The 13,650-nt window shown below is 49.1% G+C and carries 11 protein-coding genes; 6 read left to right on the forward strand and 5 right to left on the reverse strand.

Annotated features, from left to right (window positions below; translation table 11 throughout):
* Positions 1–3: 3 nt before the first annotated feature.
* Positions 4–1,086 (forward strand): mannose-1-phosphate guanylyltransferase, encoded by a 1,083-nt coding sequence (locus tag F0L74_RS03390; protein ID WP_188315842.1) that lies wholly within the window; start codon positions 4–6, stop codon positions 1,084–1,086.
* A 9-nt stretch (positions 1,087–1,095) separates the two neighbouring features.
* Positions 1,096–2,232: a methionine aminotransferase gene (locus F0L74_RS03395; protein WP_149836413.1), complete on the forward strand. Its 1,137-nt coding sequence runs from the start codon at positions 1,096–1,098 to the stop codon at positions 2,230–2,232.
* A 114-nt stretch (positions 2,233–2,346) separates the two neighbouring features.
* Here the strand turns inward: F0L74_RS03395 and F0L74_RS03400 are convergent, their stop codons facing one another.
* From F0L74_RS03400 to F0L74_RS03410, 3 genes are all read right to left on the reverse strand, one after another.
* Complete coding sequence (locus F0L74_RS03400) at positions 2,347–3,027, reverse strand: carbonic anhydrase family protein (protein ID WP_149836414.1); 681 nt, start codon at positions 3,025–3,027, stop codon at positions 2,347–2,349.
* Positions 3,028–3,094: 67 nt separating this feature from the next.
* Positions 3,095–4,747 (reverse strand): SulP family inorganic anion transporter, encoded by a 1,653-nt coding sequence (locus F0L74_RS03405; protein WP_149836415.1) that lies wholly within the window; start codon positions 4,745–4,747, stop codon positions 3,095–3,097.
* A 200-nt stretch (positions 4,748–4,947) separates the two neighbouring features.
* A complete protein-coding gene (locus F0L74_RS03410; RefSeq protein ID WP_149836416.1) occupies positions 4,948–5,196 on the reverse strand; it encodes a hypothetical protein in 249 nt (82 codons plus the stop codon).
* Positions 5,197–5,531: 335 nt separating this feature from the next.
* Between F0L74_RS03410 and F0L74_RS03415 the strand changes: the two genes are divergently transcribed.
* The 4 genes from F0L74_RS03415 to F0L74_RS03430 all read left to right on the forward strand — a co-directional run bounded on the left by F0L74_RS03415 (position 5,532) and on the right by F0L74_RS03430 (position 11,229).
* Positions 5,532–5,882 carry a PadR family transcriptional regulator gene (locus F0L74_RS03415; protein WP_149836417.1) on the forward strand — a complete coding sequence of 117 codons (351 nt, stop codon included), beginning with the start codon at positions 5,532–5,534 and terminating at the stop codon, positions 5,880–5,882.
* A 42-nt stretch (positions 5,883–5,924) separates the two neighbouring features.
* Positions 5,925–7,727: a PspC domain-containing protein gene (locus F0L74_RS03420; RefSeq protein ID WP_149836418.1), complete on the forward strand. Its 1,803-nt coding sequence runs from the start codon at positions 5,925–5,927 to the stop codon at positions 7,725–7,727.
* A gap of 195 nt (positions 7,728–7,922) precedes the next feature.
* Entirely contained in the window at positions 7,923–10,055 is a 2,133-nt protein-coding gene (feoB, locus tag F0L74_RS03425) for a ferrous iron transport protein B (RefSeq protein ID WP_149836419.1), read from the forward strand.
* 229 nt (positions 10,056–10,284) lie between these two features.
* Positions 10,285–11,229: a M28 family peptidase gene (locus tag F0L74_RS03430; protein WP_149836420.1), complete on the forward strand. Its 945-nt coding sequence runs from the start codon at positions 10,285–10,287 to the stop codon at positions 11,227–11,229.
* A gap of 72 nt (positions 11,230–11,301) precedes the next feature.
* Here the strand turns inward: F0L74_RS03430 and F0L74_RS03435 are convergent, their stop codons facing one another.
* Together F0L74_RS03435 and F0L74_RS03440 are read right to left on the reverse strand one after the other, a co-directional pair.
* Entirely contained in the window at positions 11,302–12,768 is a 1,467-nt protein-coding gene (locus F0L74_RS03435) for a S41 family peptidase (RefSeq protein ID WP_149836421.1), read from the reverse strand.
* Between the two features lie 140 nt (positions 12,769–12,908).
* The gene (locus tag F0L74_RS03440) at positions 12,909–13,544 is read right to left on the reverse strand and encodes a hypothetical protein (protein ID WP_149836422.1); all 636 of its coding nucleotides are present in this window, start codon (positions 13,542–13,544) and stop codon (positions 12,909–12,911) included.
* Positions 13,545–13,650 lie beyond the last annotated feature (106 nt).

Raw genomic sequence — 13,650 nt, forward strand, 5'->3', positions numbered from 1 at the left:
CAAATGAACAGGCATTTTTACGTGGCCATTATGGCCGGAGGGATCGGCAGCCGTTTTTGGCCCTATAGCCGTACTGATTACCCCAAGCAATTCCTGGATATTTTAAATACAGGAAAAACATTGCTGCAGTGGACATATGAGCGTTTTGCACAGTTTGTTCCGAAAGAGAACATCTATGTAGTCACCCACCAGCATTATGAGCATAAGGTAAAGGAGCAACTGACAGAATTGCCGGCAGCTAATGTAGTCTGCGAACCTTCCCGTAAAAATACGGCTCCCTGCGTGGCGTATATCTCCTATAAGATCCGTCAGCAGGATCCTGAGGCAAATATTGTATGTGCGCCGGCAGACCACCTGATCATAGACGGGCCTGCCTTTACGGCCTCCTGCCTCAACGCCCTGCTGTTTGTACAGAAACACAGCGCCCTGGTAACCCTGGGCATTAAACCTACCCGCCCGGATACCGGCTACGGGTATATACAGTATGAGACCCAACAGGTAGCGGATAATGTGTACCCGGTAAAGACCTTTACAGAAAAACCCAACCTGGAATTGGCCAAAACATTTCTCCAGAGTGGTGATTTCCTCTGGAATGCGGGCATTTTTGTGTGGAATGTGAAGACCATCCTTGCCGCATTCAAGAAATACCTGCCGGAGATTGACGAGCTTTTTGAGCAAGGCCGCAACGACCTGAATACCGATAAAGAACGGGAGCTGATAGACTCCATTTACCCGCAGTGTACCAATATCTCCATTGACTATGGGATCATGGAAAAGGCGGATAATGTATATGTGATCCCCGCCAATTTTGGCTGGAGTGACCTGGGCACCTGGGCATCCGCTTATGAGAACCTGGAAAAGGATTACCTGGGCAATGCCGTGCAAGGCAAAAATGTAGTGGTGATAGACGCTACTAAATGTATGGTAAAGGCCCCCCACGAAAAGTTGGTGGTATTGCAGGGACTGGATGAGTTCATTGTGATCGATACCAACGATGTGCTGCTGATCTGCAGAAAAGAGAATGAGCAGCAGATCAAAGAATATGTGGCAGAGGTAAAACGTAATAAAGGGGATAAATTTTTATAGTTTTAAGGAATGATGTCCAAACTCCCGCATGTAGGCACCACCATTTTTACCGTGATGTCTGCATTGGCTGCAGAACAGCAGGCCATTAACCTTTCACAGGGTTTCCCGGATTTTGATTGTGATGACCAATTAAAGGAACTGGTGAATGCTGCCATGCAGCAGGCCCATAACCAGTATGCGCCTATGCCGGGCATTATGCCGTTGCGGGAGGCTATCGCACAAAAGGTCTTTAATGCCTACAACCAGCAGGTAAGCCCGGATACGGAGATCACCATTACTCCGGGCGGCACCTATGCTATATTTACGGCTATCGCCACCTGCATACGGCCGGGCGACGAGGTGATCATATTTGAGCCGGCTTATGACAGCTATATCCCCAATGTGCTGGTAAACGGCGGTACGCCGGTGCTGATACCGCTTACGTTTCCGGAATACCGCATTAACTGGGAGCTGGTGCGCAGCAAGATAACGCCCAGTACCCGCATGATCATGTTAAACACGCCGCATAACCCAACGGGCAGTGTATTGTCTGCCACTGATATAGTGGAGCTGGAGAAACTGGTAGCGGAATTTGATCTGTTGGTGTTGAGTGATGAAGTATATGAGCACCTGGTATATGACGGGCAACAGCATCAAAGTATACTGCGTTACCCTAACCTGTTCCGTAACAGTTTTGTGACCTTTTCCTTTGGAAAAACATTCCATGTTACCGGGTGGAAGATGGGGTATTGCATTGCGCCCGCACACCTTATGCAGGAATACCGTAAAGTGCACCAATACCTGTGTTTTTCCGTAAACACCCCCATGCAGCACGGGCTGGCAAAATTCCTGGAAACCCCTGAACATTATCTTTCCCTGCCCGCCTTTTACCAGGATAAAAGGGACTATTTCCTGCAGCTCATGCAGGATACCCGTTTTACGCCGTTACCTTGTTATGGCAGCTATTTTCAGCTGATGCGTTACGACCGTATTTCCCAGGAAGGCGATAAAGCGTTCGCCATTCGTGTTACCAAAGAGTTTGGGGTAGCGAGTATACCGGTATCCGCTTTTTATCAGAACGGGCAGGATGATCATGTGATCCGTTTCTGTTTTGCCAAGCAACGCCAAACCCTGGAACGTGCAGTGGAGCGGCTGAGAAAAGTATAGATAACTTCTCCTTTTTGATCAATCACAGAAAAAAAAGGCCATCTCCAAAAATGGAAATGGCGGTCCTTTGTATTACGAGCAGTACGAAAATACTTGTTTCATACCTTCTTTAGGTCAGCTTACCGCTGCCAGATCTTTTTCGTAGAAGCTATCGGAGCCTAATACCTGGGTGTTGTCCATAAAGGTTACTACTCCGGTCTCTACATCGTAGAGGGCGCCAATAATACCTACTTCTCCTTTCAGTATCATCTCACGTAGAATAACGCTTTGTTCCAGCACGGCCTGAACGGAACGTTCTGTATGCAGGTGGGTAACTGCATCTACAAATGCGCTATTATGGGAGTTCCTGTTTTCTTTGATCGTTTTTTCTGCATACACGGCAGGGGTGATCTTGCTAAGCAGGGCGGTGAGGTTGCCCAGCTCCACCTTGTCACAGGCGCCTTTGATAGCGCCGCATTTGGTATGCCCCAGCACTACGATAAATTTGGAGCCCGCTACTTTACAGGCGTACTCCAGGCTGCCCAGCACATTATCCGTGATCACAGCGCCGGCCAACCGGATGCTGAAAATATCGCCCAGGCCCTGATCAAAGATCAGCTCTGCAGAGGTACGGGAATCCATACAGCTAACGATAGCAGCCAGGGGCCACTGTCCGTCACGGGTCTCATTCACCTGTTGCAAGAGGTTCCGGTTAATACGGAGGTTATCCACAAACCGGGCATTGCCTTGCTTCAATAATTCTAAAGCGTGTTCTGGTGTTATACTGGATTGAGATGCTTTATTCTGTGTTTTCATCAAATTTCGTTTTAAAGAAGTTCCTTAATGGGTGATAAGCCTGTGCTTTTCACCGTTACCTGTCACATTAATTCAATTGCAACTCTTTCAGCAGTTGCTCGTGGTTACCGGATGAGATAGTTTGTACGTGACCCTTGGGGGCCGTGTGATGCCCATCCTCATCATCAGTAAGCGTGTTTGTTACTTTGTATACCTCTTTAAAACCGGTGAGCGTAAGGGTAATGTTTTTCTGTGGCGCCTTTACTTCCTTGAACTCGCGGATAATTTCCAGCACGTCATGATCTATATAGGCGGTTTTACCGGCGTCTATGATCACCGCGCTGTTTTCCGGCATATGATCCAGTGTAAGCAATATGCTGGCTTTGTTCAGGAAAGAAACTTCCTGCGCCAGTTCCAGGCGGATGGTATCGCCGGCATGGTATTTTTCTTTCCGGAAATAGTAAGGGCTCTTTATATTACCCCTTAAGATGGCGATCACGCTCACGGCCATACCCAGTGCTATACCTATCAGCAGGTCTGTGAATACGATGGCTACCACTGTTACCACAAAAGGCACCCATTGGTACTTGCCCTTGCTGAACATTTCCTTGAAGATGGAGATCTTACACAGTTTATAACCGGTTACCAGCAATACGGCAGCCAGGGTGGCCAGCGGTATCTTATTCAATATGCCAGGAATTAAAGCTGCACATCCCAGCAACAGGAAGCCGTGGGTAATGGACGATAACCTGGTACGTGCACCGGCATTGATGTTGGCGGAAGAGCGTACAATTACAGAGGTAATGGGCAGGCCGCCAATTAAGCCGCTTATCATGTTACCGATACCCTGGGCCCGCAATTCGCGGTTAGGGGAGGTATGGCGTTTCAGCGGATCCAGCTTGTCTGTAGCTTCTACGTTCAGCAGGGTTTCTACAGACGCTACGATGGCAATTGTTAGGGCTACTATCCACACTTCTTTATTAGCAAATGCGCCAAAATTGGGCGTAGTGAACTGACCGATGAACTCCTGGAAGCTGCTGGCCATCGGCAAACTCACCAGGTGACTTTGCGCGAGGGCCAGGCTGCTACCAGAACTAACAAAAAGGGCGTTCAGCACAACCCCGGTAATCACTGCTACCAGGGGGGCCGGTACGAGGTTGAGTTTGGGTATTTTGCCCCAGTACAGAATTATAAGTACGGATATTATGGTAATAAGTGTTGCGCCCAGGTGAATATGGTTAATGCCGGACAGCAGTGCTGTAAAGCTGTTATCCCCATTTACCTGGATAAAGGTGAAGTCGCCTTCAGAATCTTTGTCATAACCAAACGCATGGGGTATCTGTTTCAGGATGATAATGAGACCAATAGCCGTTAGCATACCCTTGATCACATTGGATGGGAAGTAGTTAGCTACTGTACCGGCCTTTATAATACCCAGCAGTAATTGAATGGCGCCGCCAATAAACACCGCCAGCAGGAACACATCAAAAGCGCCCAGTTTGGTGATGGCGGTCAGCACCACCGCGGTGAGGCCGGCCGCCGGGCCGCTTACGCTTAATTGTGAGCCGCTGAGGGAACCTATTACCAGGCCACCGATAATACCGGAGATCATACCGGAAAACAGAGGCGCGCCGGATGCCAGGGCTATACCCAGGCACAATGGCACTGCGATCAGGAACACCACCAGGCCCGAAGGCAGGTCGCTTTTTATATTGGAGAATAAAGATGTTTGCTTGCTCATAATCGCAAAGGATTTAAGTGTTTAAAGAATTTGTCACAGGAAGCTTCTGATAACCATCCAGTATATACATGCGTTTCCCTCGTTATGTATCATAACAGTGGAAAAGCCGGCATGTATACCCTGTAGGGTACAGAATGATGAATAAATGAAAATAAGAATAGCGTTACGCGAGCACGTAAACGTCAGATGGTACTAAATCCTTAGCAGTTGGGTGGGGGAGCGTGAATTTCGCGGGCAGGTCCGCTGGGGATATCCTCAAACAGCTGGTACTGAACAATATTCAGGAACAGCTCCGGGGCAAATTTTAAAGCTTCATCAAAATGATTATAATATTTAAACTCCTTGGCGTGTTTAACAGTATCACAACCATCTACGGGGTGTTCTTCAACGATCTGATTATTAAACAATAGCTTACCCATCTCCTTTATCGGGAGAAGTTGTGTGCCCATGAGCACCAGTAAACATATGCCTATAATCCTCTTCATTGTGATCTTACTCCGGGACAAATGTAATTAACCAAGTTTATACTTTGAAAAATACGACAATTAAAAAAATGTTAAAAGGATTTTAACAAATATTCATCCTTTTATTGCGCCATTCATCACATACATTTTGGGCTTTCTTTCCGCCAAAATGCGCCTTAGATAAGCCACCAGCGCGCGTATTCTATTTTTCGGCCGGTAATGTTCAAAGCAAGTTATTTTGCTTTCTATGGTATTGTGTATTGCATAGTAGTAAATTTTACCTATTTTTGTATCGTAAAGTTTAATAAAGCTCACTTGCCATGAATATAGATAACACACAATCACAGATGCGAAAAGGGGTACTGGAGTTCTGTATCCTTTCCATCATCAAGCAAGGAGAAGCTTATCCTTCAGACATTATTGAAAAAATGAAAGAGGCGAAGCTGGACATCCTGGAGGGCACCCTGTATCCCTTACTAACACGCTTGAAGAACGCAGAACTTTTAACCTATCGTTGGGTGGAAAGCAGTTCCGGGCCACCCCGCAAATATTTTTCCATGACCGAAAAGGGCGAAGGCTTCTATAAGGAACTGGAAGCAACCTGGAACGAACTAGCCAATGCTGTACATCAATTAACACAGAACAACACGTCCTTTAAATCTATAACCTAAAATCTGAACAGCCCCCTGCTGTTGAAAATCAAAACTGTAAAGATGAAAAAGATTATTAACATAAACCTCGCCAGCCGCCTGATCCCCATAGAAGACAGTGCCTATGAGATACTGCGGCAGTACCTGGAAAGCCTTAAGCGGTATTTTGCCAGGGAAGACGGGGCAGATGAGATCGTTAGCGATATAGAAAGCCGCATAGCGGAATTATTCCAGGACATACTGAAAAAAGGCGCCCACTGTATCACAGATGAGGATGTTCAGGCCATCAAGGCGTCTATGGGTACGCCGGAGCAGTTTGAGGAAACCGCGGCGGACACTAACCAGACGGCAGGCCAGGAGCAGCCAGCCTCCGCCTACCCCCGCCCCCGCAAAAGGCTGTACCGCGACCCGGATAATAAAGTACTGGGCGGCGTATGTAGCGGCCTGGGCGCATACCTGAATGTGGACCCGGTGGTGTTCCGGATCATTTTTGCTCTGCTGGCCATAGGAGGCTTTGGTACCGGTATACTGGTATACTTTATCCTCTGGATAGCTACGCCGGAGGCCAATACCGCCGCAGAAAAGCTGCAAATGCGCGGCGAAAGGGTAGACCTGAATAACATCAAAGCCACCGTACAGGATGAGATAAATGCCCTCAAAGGCCAGTTTAAAAACGTAGGAGACGATGTCCGAAATTTTTCGCAGGGCCGCGGAAGGCAGGTTGGTGATGACATTGAGCGGATCTTCCGCAACTTTTTCACCGGCCTGGGGAAAGTGCTGTTGTTTGTTACGAAGGGCTTCTTTTACTTCCTGGCAGTTGTGATACTGTTTAGCCTTATAGTGGCCGGTATTGCCATGGCTGCCTCTTCCGCGGTCCTGTTCCCGCTTAAAAGTCTTGTATTAGCAACGCCGATGCAGAACTTCCTTTTCTGGCCGGCTATTATTTTTCTGCTGGGTATTCCGGTGGTGGCCCTGGTGGTATTCATTATCCGCAAGCTTACCGGCGTAAAACAAACCAGCCGCTATGTGGGGTATACGCTTAGCCTGCTGTGGGTGATAGGTTTGATGTGCGGTATTGGCCTGGCTATCTCTGTAGGTAAGGATTTCCGCACCAACTACCGCGATGAGGGCATTTTTACCCTGCAACAGCCCAGTCATGGTAAGCTGATCGTGAAGAAAGCAGACGATATGGTGGAAATAGAGGATGTGGAGCTGTTTGATGGCCGCCTGCGCGTAACGGATGATACCACTATCATTGATAATATATGGGTGGATATAGAAAGGAGCGAAACAGATAGTTTCCAGGTGGAGATCTCCCGCCGCTCCAGTGGCCGCACGGTATCACAGGCCAGGAACCTGGCCCGCGAAATAGAGGTACGGCTTAGCCAGCAGGATTCTGTACTGTATCTGCCTGCGGGCATCAGCATACCGCGCCACTCCCGTTTCCGTGGTCAGCGGGTGATCATCACCATAAAAGTGCCGGTAGGCAAAAACCTGGATATTGATGACGAGGCTTTTCACCGGTATAACTTCAGGCGCGGCCGCCACGGCGACTGGTGGGATGGTTGGGATGATTGGGACCACGGCCGTAACGGCTCCATGCAGCTGAGAATGACCCCGGATGGATTGGATGACCTGAACGAAGACAAACGGGATGATACCAGGGAAACCCCCATAGAAGATTCCCTGCAGGACCACTACCGTTACAAAGGCAATGAAGAAAAGAAACAGGATACGCCCGCTCCGGCGCCGGAAGATAGCAAACCGGTAACGCACACCAGCCATACTGCCACTGCGCAGCTGGACATTCCGGAAGTGGAAAGCGCCTCTATGATCCTGTACAGTGTATACAATATGTTAAAATAAACGATTTCAATCATCACAATAAGTTCAAATCAGTTTACGAAAGAAATGAAAACCACGGTATCCACCGTGGTTTTTGCTATTTTATGACCTTGCGCCCATCTGCCGGCAGCGCTTTTTTTCCCGATCCGATCATTCAACTGCCTTTTTAATTCATAGCTTTGCATATTTCAAACTTTCGATGACAAGGGATAAGGAATGCAGGCAACAACAAATGCATCAATAAATATTGCGCTGGTAGGTAATCCAAATAGTGGAAAAAGTTCACTCTTTAATGCATTAACGGGTTTAAATCAGAAAGTCAGCAATTTTCCCGGCGTAACGGTCGATAAAAAAACCGGCACCAGTAGCATTTCCGCTGCCCTGCAGGCCAATATTATAGACTTACCCGGCACCTACAGCCTATATCCCAAAAGCGCCGATGAGTTTGTGACCTATGATGTGCTGGTAAATCCCAAGGGCAATGACCGCCCGGATATGATCCTCATCATTGCAGACGCCTCCAACCTTAAACGCAACCTGCTCTTCTGTTCCCAGATCATAGACCTGAAGATCCCCGTTATCATAGCCCTTACCATGATGGACATTGCCCGGAAAAAGGGCGTGGAAATAGACCTTACCGGTCTGGAAAGGGAGCTGGGCGTGCCCGTGGTGTCCATTAACCCGCGTAAGAACAAAGGCATACCGGAATTAAGAAAGAATATAGACCTCCTGGCCAGGGAACATTTTCCGGTACCGCCCCGCGATTTTGTGGATAGCCATGCCATGGCGCCGGAAGTGGTGAACCAGATAAAACAGCATGTGCAGGTACGCAGTGATTATGCCGCCCTGCATATTGCCGTAAACAGTGATGAGCTGCACTTCCTGAACGGCGGGCAGAAACTGGCCATCAAAAATGCCCTGCAGGAACACCGGTTTAATAAGACCAAGGTACAGGCAGAGGAGATCATGCAGCGCTACGCCCGCATCAAACATATTATGAAGGCGGCGGTGGTGGAGGCAGATCCGCTGCAAAAGCAGCTGCAAACGGAAAAGCTGGATAATTTACTCCTGCACCGTTTCTGGGGCTATGTGATCTTACTGGGCGTATTGTTCCTCCTGTTCCAAAGCATATTCTGGCTGGCTTCTTATCCCATGGATGGCATAGAGGCCGCCTTTGGCGCGTTAAGCGGCTGGCTTACAAACGTACTGCCTGATAACCGGATAAGCGATCTGCTCATCAACGGTATCGTGGCCGGCATAAGCGGTATTGCCGTATTTGTGCCGCAGATCATGATCCTGTTTGGCCTTATTACCCTGCTGGAAGATACCGGGTATATGGCCCGTATTAGTTTCCTCACAGACCGGCTGATGCGCCAGGTAGGCCTGAACGGGAAATCCGTGATGCCCCTTATCAGCGGGGTAGCCTGTGCGGTGCCTGCTATTATGGCCGCCCGTAGCATAGAGAACCGCAAAGAACGCTTGATCACTATATTAGTTACGCCATTAATGAGCTGCTCCGCCCGCCTGCCCATCTATACCGTGATGATTGCGCTGGTGGTGCCGAACCGCAGTGTGTTGGGTTTCTTAAGCCTGCAGGGTCTTGTGATGATGGGCCTCTATTTGCTGGGCTTTTTTATGGCCCTGGTACTATCCGCGGTAATGAAATGGTTTATCTCCATTAAGGAAAAAAGCTATTTTATCATGGAACTGCCGGTGTACCGTGCACCCCGTTGGAAGAACGTGGGAACCACAATGGTGGAAAAGGCCAGGATCTTTATAACAGACGCCGGTAAGGTGATCATGGTCATCTCCGTAATACTCTGGTTCCTGGCATCCTATGGTCCGGCCAGCAAAATGGACCCGGTACACGCCAAATATGAACAATTGATGGCCGCCAACCCGGCAGCGCATGATGAGCTGGATAAAGCCTACCAATCTGAAAAACTGGCCAACTCCTACGCCGGTATACTGGGGCATGCCATTGAACCGGCTATCCGTCCCCTGGGTTTTGACTGGAAAATAGGGATTGCGCTGATCACCTCTTTTGCTGCCCGCGAAGTATTTGTGGGTACCATGGCTACCTTGTACAGTGTGGGTGAAAGCCCGGAGGATAATGACGCTACCTTGCGGGAAAAGATGTCTGCCGCTGTACGGGCGGATGGCAGCCCGGTATACACCGTGGCCACCGGTTTCTCGCTTATGCTGTTCTATGCTTTTGCCATGCAATGTATGAGCACCCTGGCTATTGTAAAGCGTGAAACCAAGTCCTGGAAAATACCCGCTATACAATTGGTGTATATGACCGCCCTGGCATATATCTGCAGTTTTATTGCCTATCATATTTTTTAATATACCACTCCCCAAGGCGTATTTTGGACATAATGTCGTAAAAATAGACCGGCTTTATTGCGGTAAAACTGGGGTGTTTCCCTCCTAAAAAGGCATTGAAAGGTTACTGCAACCCTAGTGAAACCCGTATCGACCCTATTTTGAAACGATGCTGCAAATAATCCATCCGGCGGCAGATCGCTGCTATTAACAAATCCTCGTTATATTGCAATTAACCTAATTAACAGTTATGAAAAGGCTTCTACTAGCTGCCATTTGTCTGTTGCCCACATTGGCGGTATTTGCCCAAAAGCAGGGTATTGATTCCCTGCAGCTGATAAAAGACATCCGCACGCTTAGCGCTGATAAGTTCGAAGGCCGCAGGACCGGCACCAAGGGCAACCGCATGGCGCAGTTCTATATTATGGACCGTTTTAAGGAACTGGGTTTGCAGCCCTATCATAATACCTATGAATATCCTTTCTATTTTAACGAAGGGGAGAAACGCGTTATGGGTACTAACCTGTATGGCTATATTCCGGGCAAGCAACCCGGCGCCATTGTGATCACCGCACACTATGACCATCTGGGTATTAGCCGCCGGGATGGGGCAGTGGACAGCATTTATAACGGGGCGGATGATAACGCGTCCGGTACCTGCGCCCTGCTGGTCCTTATCAAATATTACAAACAGCACCCGCCGCAACATACGCTGGTGTTTGCGGCGCTGGACGGTGAGGAGGAAGGCCTGCAGGGCGCCAAAGCATTGCTGCAACAGCCGCCTATACCCGTGGAGCAGATGGAGCTAAACCTGAATATGGATATGGTGAGCCGCAATACCCAGCAGGAGCTCTATGTATGCGGCACTTACCAATACCCGGATCTGAAGCCCTTTGTAACAAAGGTGGCAGGCAACAGCGGGATTAAATTGCTGATGGGCCATGACCGGCCGGAAGATGGCGCCCAGGACTGGACCAAACAAAGCGATCATTACGAGTTTCACAAAAAGGGGATACCCTTCCTGTATTTTGGCGTAGAGGACCACCCGGATTACCATAAAGCCGGCGATGAGTTTGAGCACATTGATCCGGCATTTTATTATAAGGCGGTGCAAACCGTGCAGATGGTAGCGGATGTGGCAGACCAGGAGATGACAGGAAGAAAGCTGCGCTCAAAAGTAATTTACAAGCAATAGCCTTACAATTTAAAAGCAAAAGGGTGTATCACAGTTGATACACCCTTTTTTATTGCAAGCATGGTATGCGTGTTATTGCCTCGCAGGCTTTATAATCATGCCTTTGAAGTGTTTATCAGGTATGGCCCTGCCAGTCCTGAACCGGCGCAGGCTTTCGGTAGCGGGGGCCATACGTCCCAGTTCGCTGTCAGAAACGCCTAATTGTTTAAGGGCCCGGCGCAGGTATACTTCATTAAGGCTGCCCCAGTTTATTGTATAGTCTTCATCGCGCTGATTTGCCGGCACAGTGGCGGCATCATCCGGTATGAATCCGTTAAAGTAGTCGCCTGCCCCCAGGGCATTCTTGTTCCATATGGAAACGGCATACATGTCATAACCGCCAATGGTGATACCCACAAACCCTACTGGTTTACCAAAAGTGGTATCGCCTACCAGTTTAACCGGCATATAAGGCTTTAATACGTTCATCACCAGTTCGCTGGCAGAGGCAGTGGAGTAACTGCCGATGAACACCACGGTATTGGGATGCACGTTGCCTTTGGTAGAGAAAAAAGCGGTAGGGTTTCGTACCCAGCTCTCAAAAACATCCGCCCAGGAATCGCTATAGCCGGGAATTTTAGCCTTAAAGTAGTTGCTGGACTGGTGGTTGGTAAGGTTGGTGTTGAAGTACTCTTTGTACATCACCTTGATCTTATCGCCCACGGAAGCAGGCGCAATCAGGTTAGCCATGTACTCTGCTGTTTCAACTGCGCCGCCGCCATTGTAGCGTAGATCCACAATGAGGTCCGTGATGCCGCTGAATGTGCTGAAGGCCGCGTCGATCTTGGGCTGCGCCTTCTCAAGGGACAGGAACTGGTTAAATACCAGGTAGCCTATCTTTTTACCGCCTAATGTATAAGTATTGCTGTATAAAACGGGATTGATATTGTAGTTAGCTACGTTTAATGTAGCCGTAGTGGTGGTACCATCTGGCCGTTTAAGCCCAAGGGTGATAGTATTATTGTTATAGATCGCATCGCTTATCTTATCGATGTGGGGCCCATGACCATCAGGACCGGCATCATACTCAAGATTGCTATCTCCGTTTATGGAGATGATCTGCCAGCCGCGTTTGATACCTTGCTGATCAGCGGGCGAGCCCGGATAGGTGTACAGGATCCGCAGGTCTGTGCGGGTTTGATAGTCCAGATCAAAGCCAAAGTCGCCGGCAATGCCCTCATTGATCTCTCCGGCAACGGCGCCGTGGTCAACAAAGCTGTATTTATCCATATACCCGCCGGTAGCATTTTTCTTAAAGGAAGCCAATGCCTCGAACATGTCTTCCAGGTTGGAATAACTGCCGGGTTTGAAGGTAGCTGAATCCGGAATTACATCGTTCCACAGATATTCATCCTTGAAAATGAAGTACATAGAGTCGTTGGCGGAGCCAGAACCGCCACCAATCGGCTCTACGGCCGGTCCATGGTCTTTCTTGCACGCGCCCAGGGCCAGCAACGTTATCACCAATGCCCAGGTGGTTTTTCGACAGGTAGCAAACATAAAAGCTATTTATTTAGGTGCTGAATTTAGTTAAAATAAAAACGGTTTCTTTCCCAAAATACGTACATATGGCGGCATAAGTTGCGTCACTGTTCCGGATAGCGGGATCATACCGCCAAACCGGGTTAAATTATCTGCGGCTAGGGCAGGGCTTTAACGGCCTCCAGCTCGCGCGATACCCGGGTCATCCATTCCTGTTGTGCCGCGGCGTTAACGCCGTTACGGGTTTCGCCGTCATACTCCTCCTGCAGGCGGTTCATTTCCCGGAAGGCCTCCAGGTATTCGTATTGGATCATGCTGTCATAGTCATCCCGCGTCAGTGCCAGGCTTCGTATCCGTTGCTTAAACCGTTGCGCCACCAGGTAGGTGATGTCAAAATGGAGTTGTTCATGCCCCAGGGCATAGCTATCCATGATGCCGGCCCGCGCCCAGGAGGCGCTGCGGATAAAGAACACCTGCAGGGTAAGCGTAATTTGCAGCGTATCGCGTTGCAAACGGCTGCGGCCCTCATAGGCAAAGCTGGTAAAGGCTACCGCTGCACTGGGCCCCCGCAGGGAGGGCGTACCCCTGAAATCCGTCCAGCGTAATTTCCGGGCCGGGTAAAAAAGGGTATCTGCCTCCGGATCATCCGGCCGGGAGTCCATAGTGAACACCAGTTTTATAATGGGCGTGTCTTTTACAACGGAGGCCGGGCTGGCGTCATTAAACGTTGGCTTACAGGGCGTATCATTGATGGCAGGGTCGGGGCTGCCGTATAGACCGGCAACAGGTAACAAAGTGCATAATATACTCCACGCTGGCAATAACATTGTGTGTTTGCTAGGCCCTGACAGTTTGGCGAACCACTATCCCTAAATTAAACGATTTTCGGCCGGAATGTGT

Source organism: Chitinophaga agrisoli (assembly GCF_008386695.1).
Lineage (GTDB): Bacteria > Bacteroidota > Bacteroidia > Chitinophagales > Chitinophagaceae > Chitinophaga > Chitinophaga agrisoli.

What these genes read in the sequence shown, in the direction of transcription:
- F0L74_RS03420 (WP_149836418.1), top strand. Translation starts at nt 5,925, where the DNA reads ATGAAAAAGATTATTAACATAAACCTCGCCAGCCGCCTGATCCCCATA.
- F0L74_RS03395 (WP_149836413.1), top strand. Translation starts at nt 1,096, where the DNA reads ATGATGTCCAAACTCCCGCATGTAGGCACCACCATTTTTACCGTGATG.
- F0L74_RS03430 (WP_149836420.1), top strand. Translation starts at nt 10,285, where the DNA reads ATGAAAAGGCTTCTACTAGCTGCCATTTGTCTGTTGCCCACATTGGCG.
- F0L74_RS03415 (WP_149836417.1), top strand. Translation starts at nt 5,532, where the DNA reads ATGAATATAGATAACACACAATCACAGATGCGAAAAGGGGTACTGGAG.
- F0L74_RS03410 (WP_149836416.1), bottom strand. Translation starts at nt 5,196, where the DNA reads ATGGGCACACAACTTCTCCCGATAAAGGAGATGGGTAAGCTATTGTTT.
- F0L74_RS03405 (WP_149836415.1), bottom strand. Translation starts at nt 4,747, where the DNA reads ATGAGCAAGCAAACATCTTTATTCTCCAATATAAAAAGCGACCTGCCT.
- F0L74_RS03390 (WP_188315842.1), top strand. Translation starts at nt 4, where the DNA reads ATGAACAGGCATTTTTACGTGGCCATTATGGCCGGAGGGATCGGCAGC.
- feoB (WP_149836419.1), top strand. Translation starts at nt 7,923, where the DNA reads ATGCAGGCAACAACAAATGCATCAATAAATATTGCGCTGGTAGGTAAT.
- F0L74_RS03435 (WP_149836421.1), bottom strand. Translation starts at nt 12,768, where the DNA reads ATGTTTGCTACCTGTCGAAAAACCACCTGGGCATTGGTGATAACGTTG.
- F0L74_RS03400 (WP_149836414.1), bottom strand. Translation starts at nt 3,027, where the DNA reads ATGAAAACACAGAATAAAGCATCTCAATCCAGTATAACACCAGAACAC.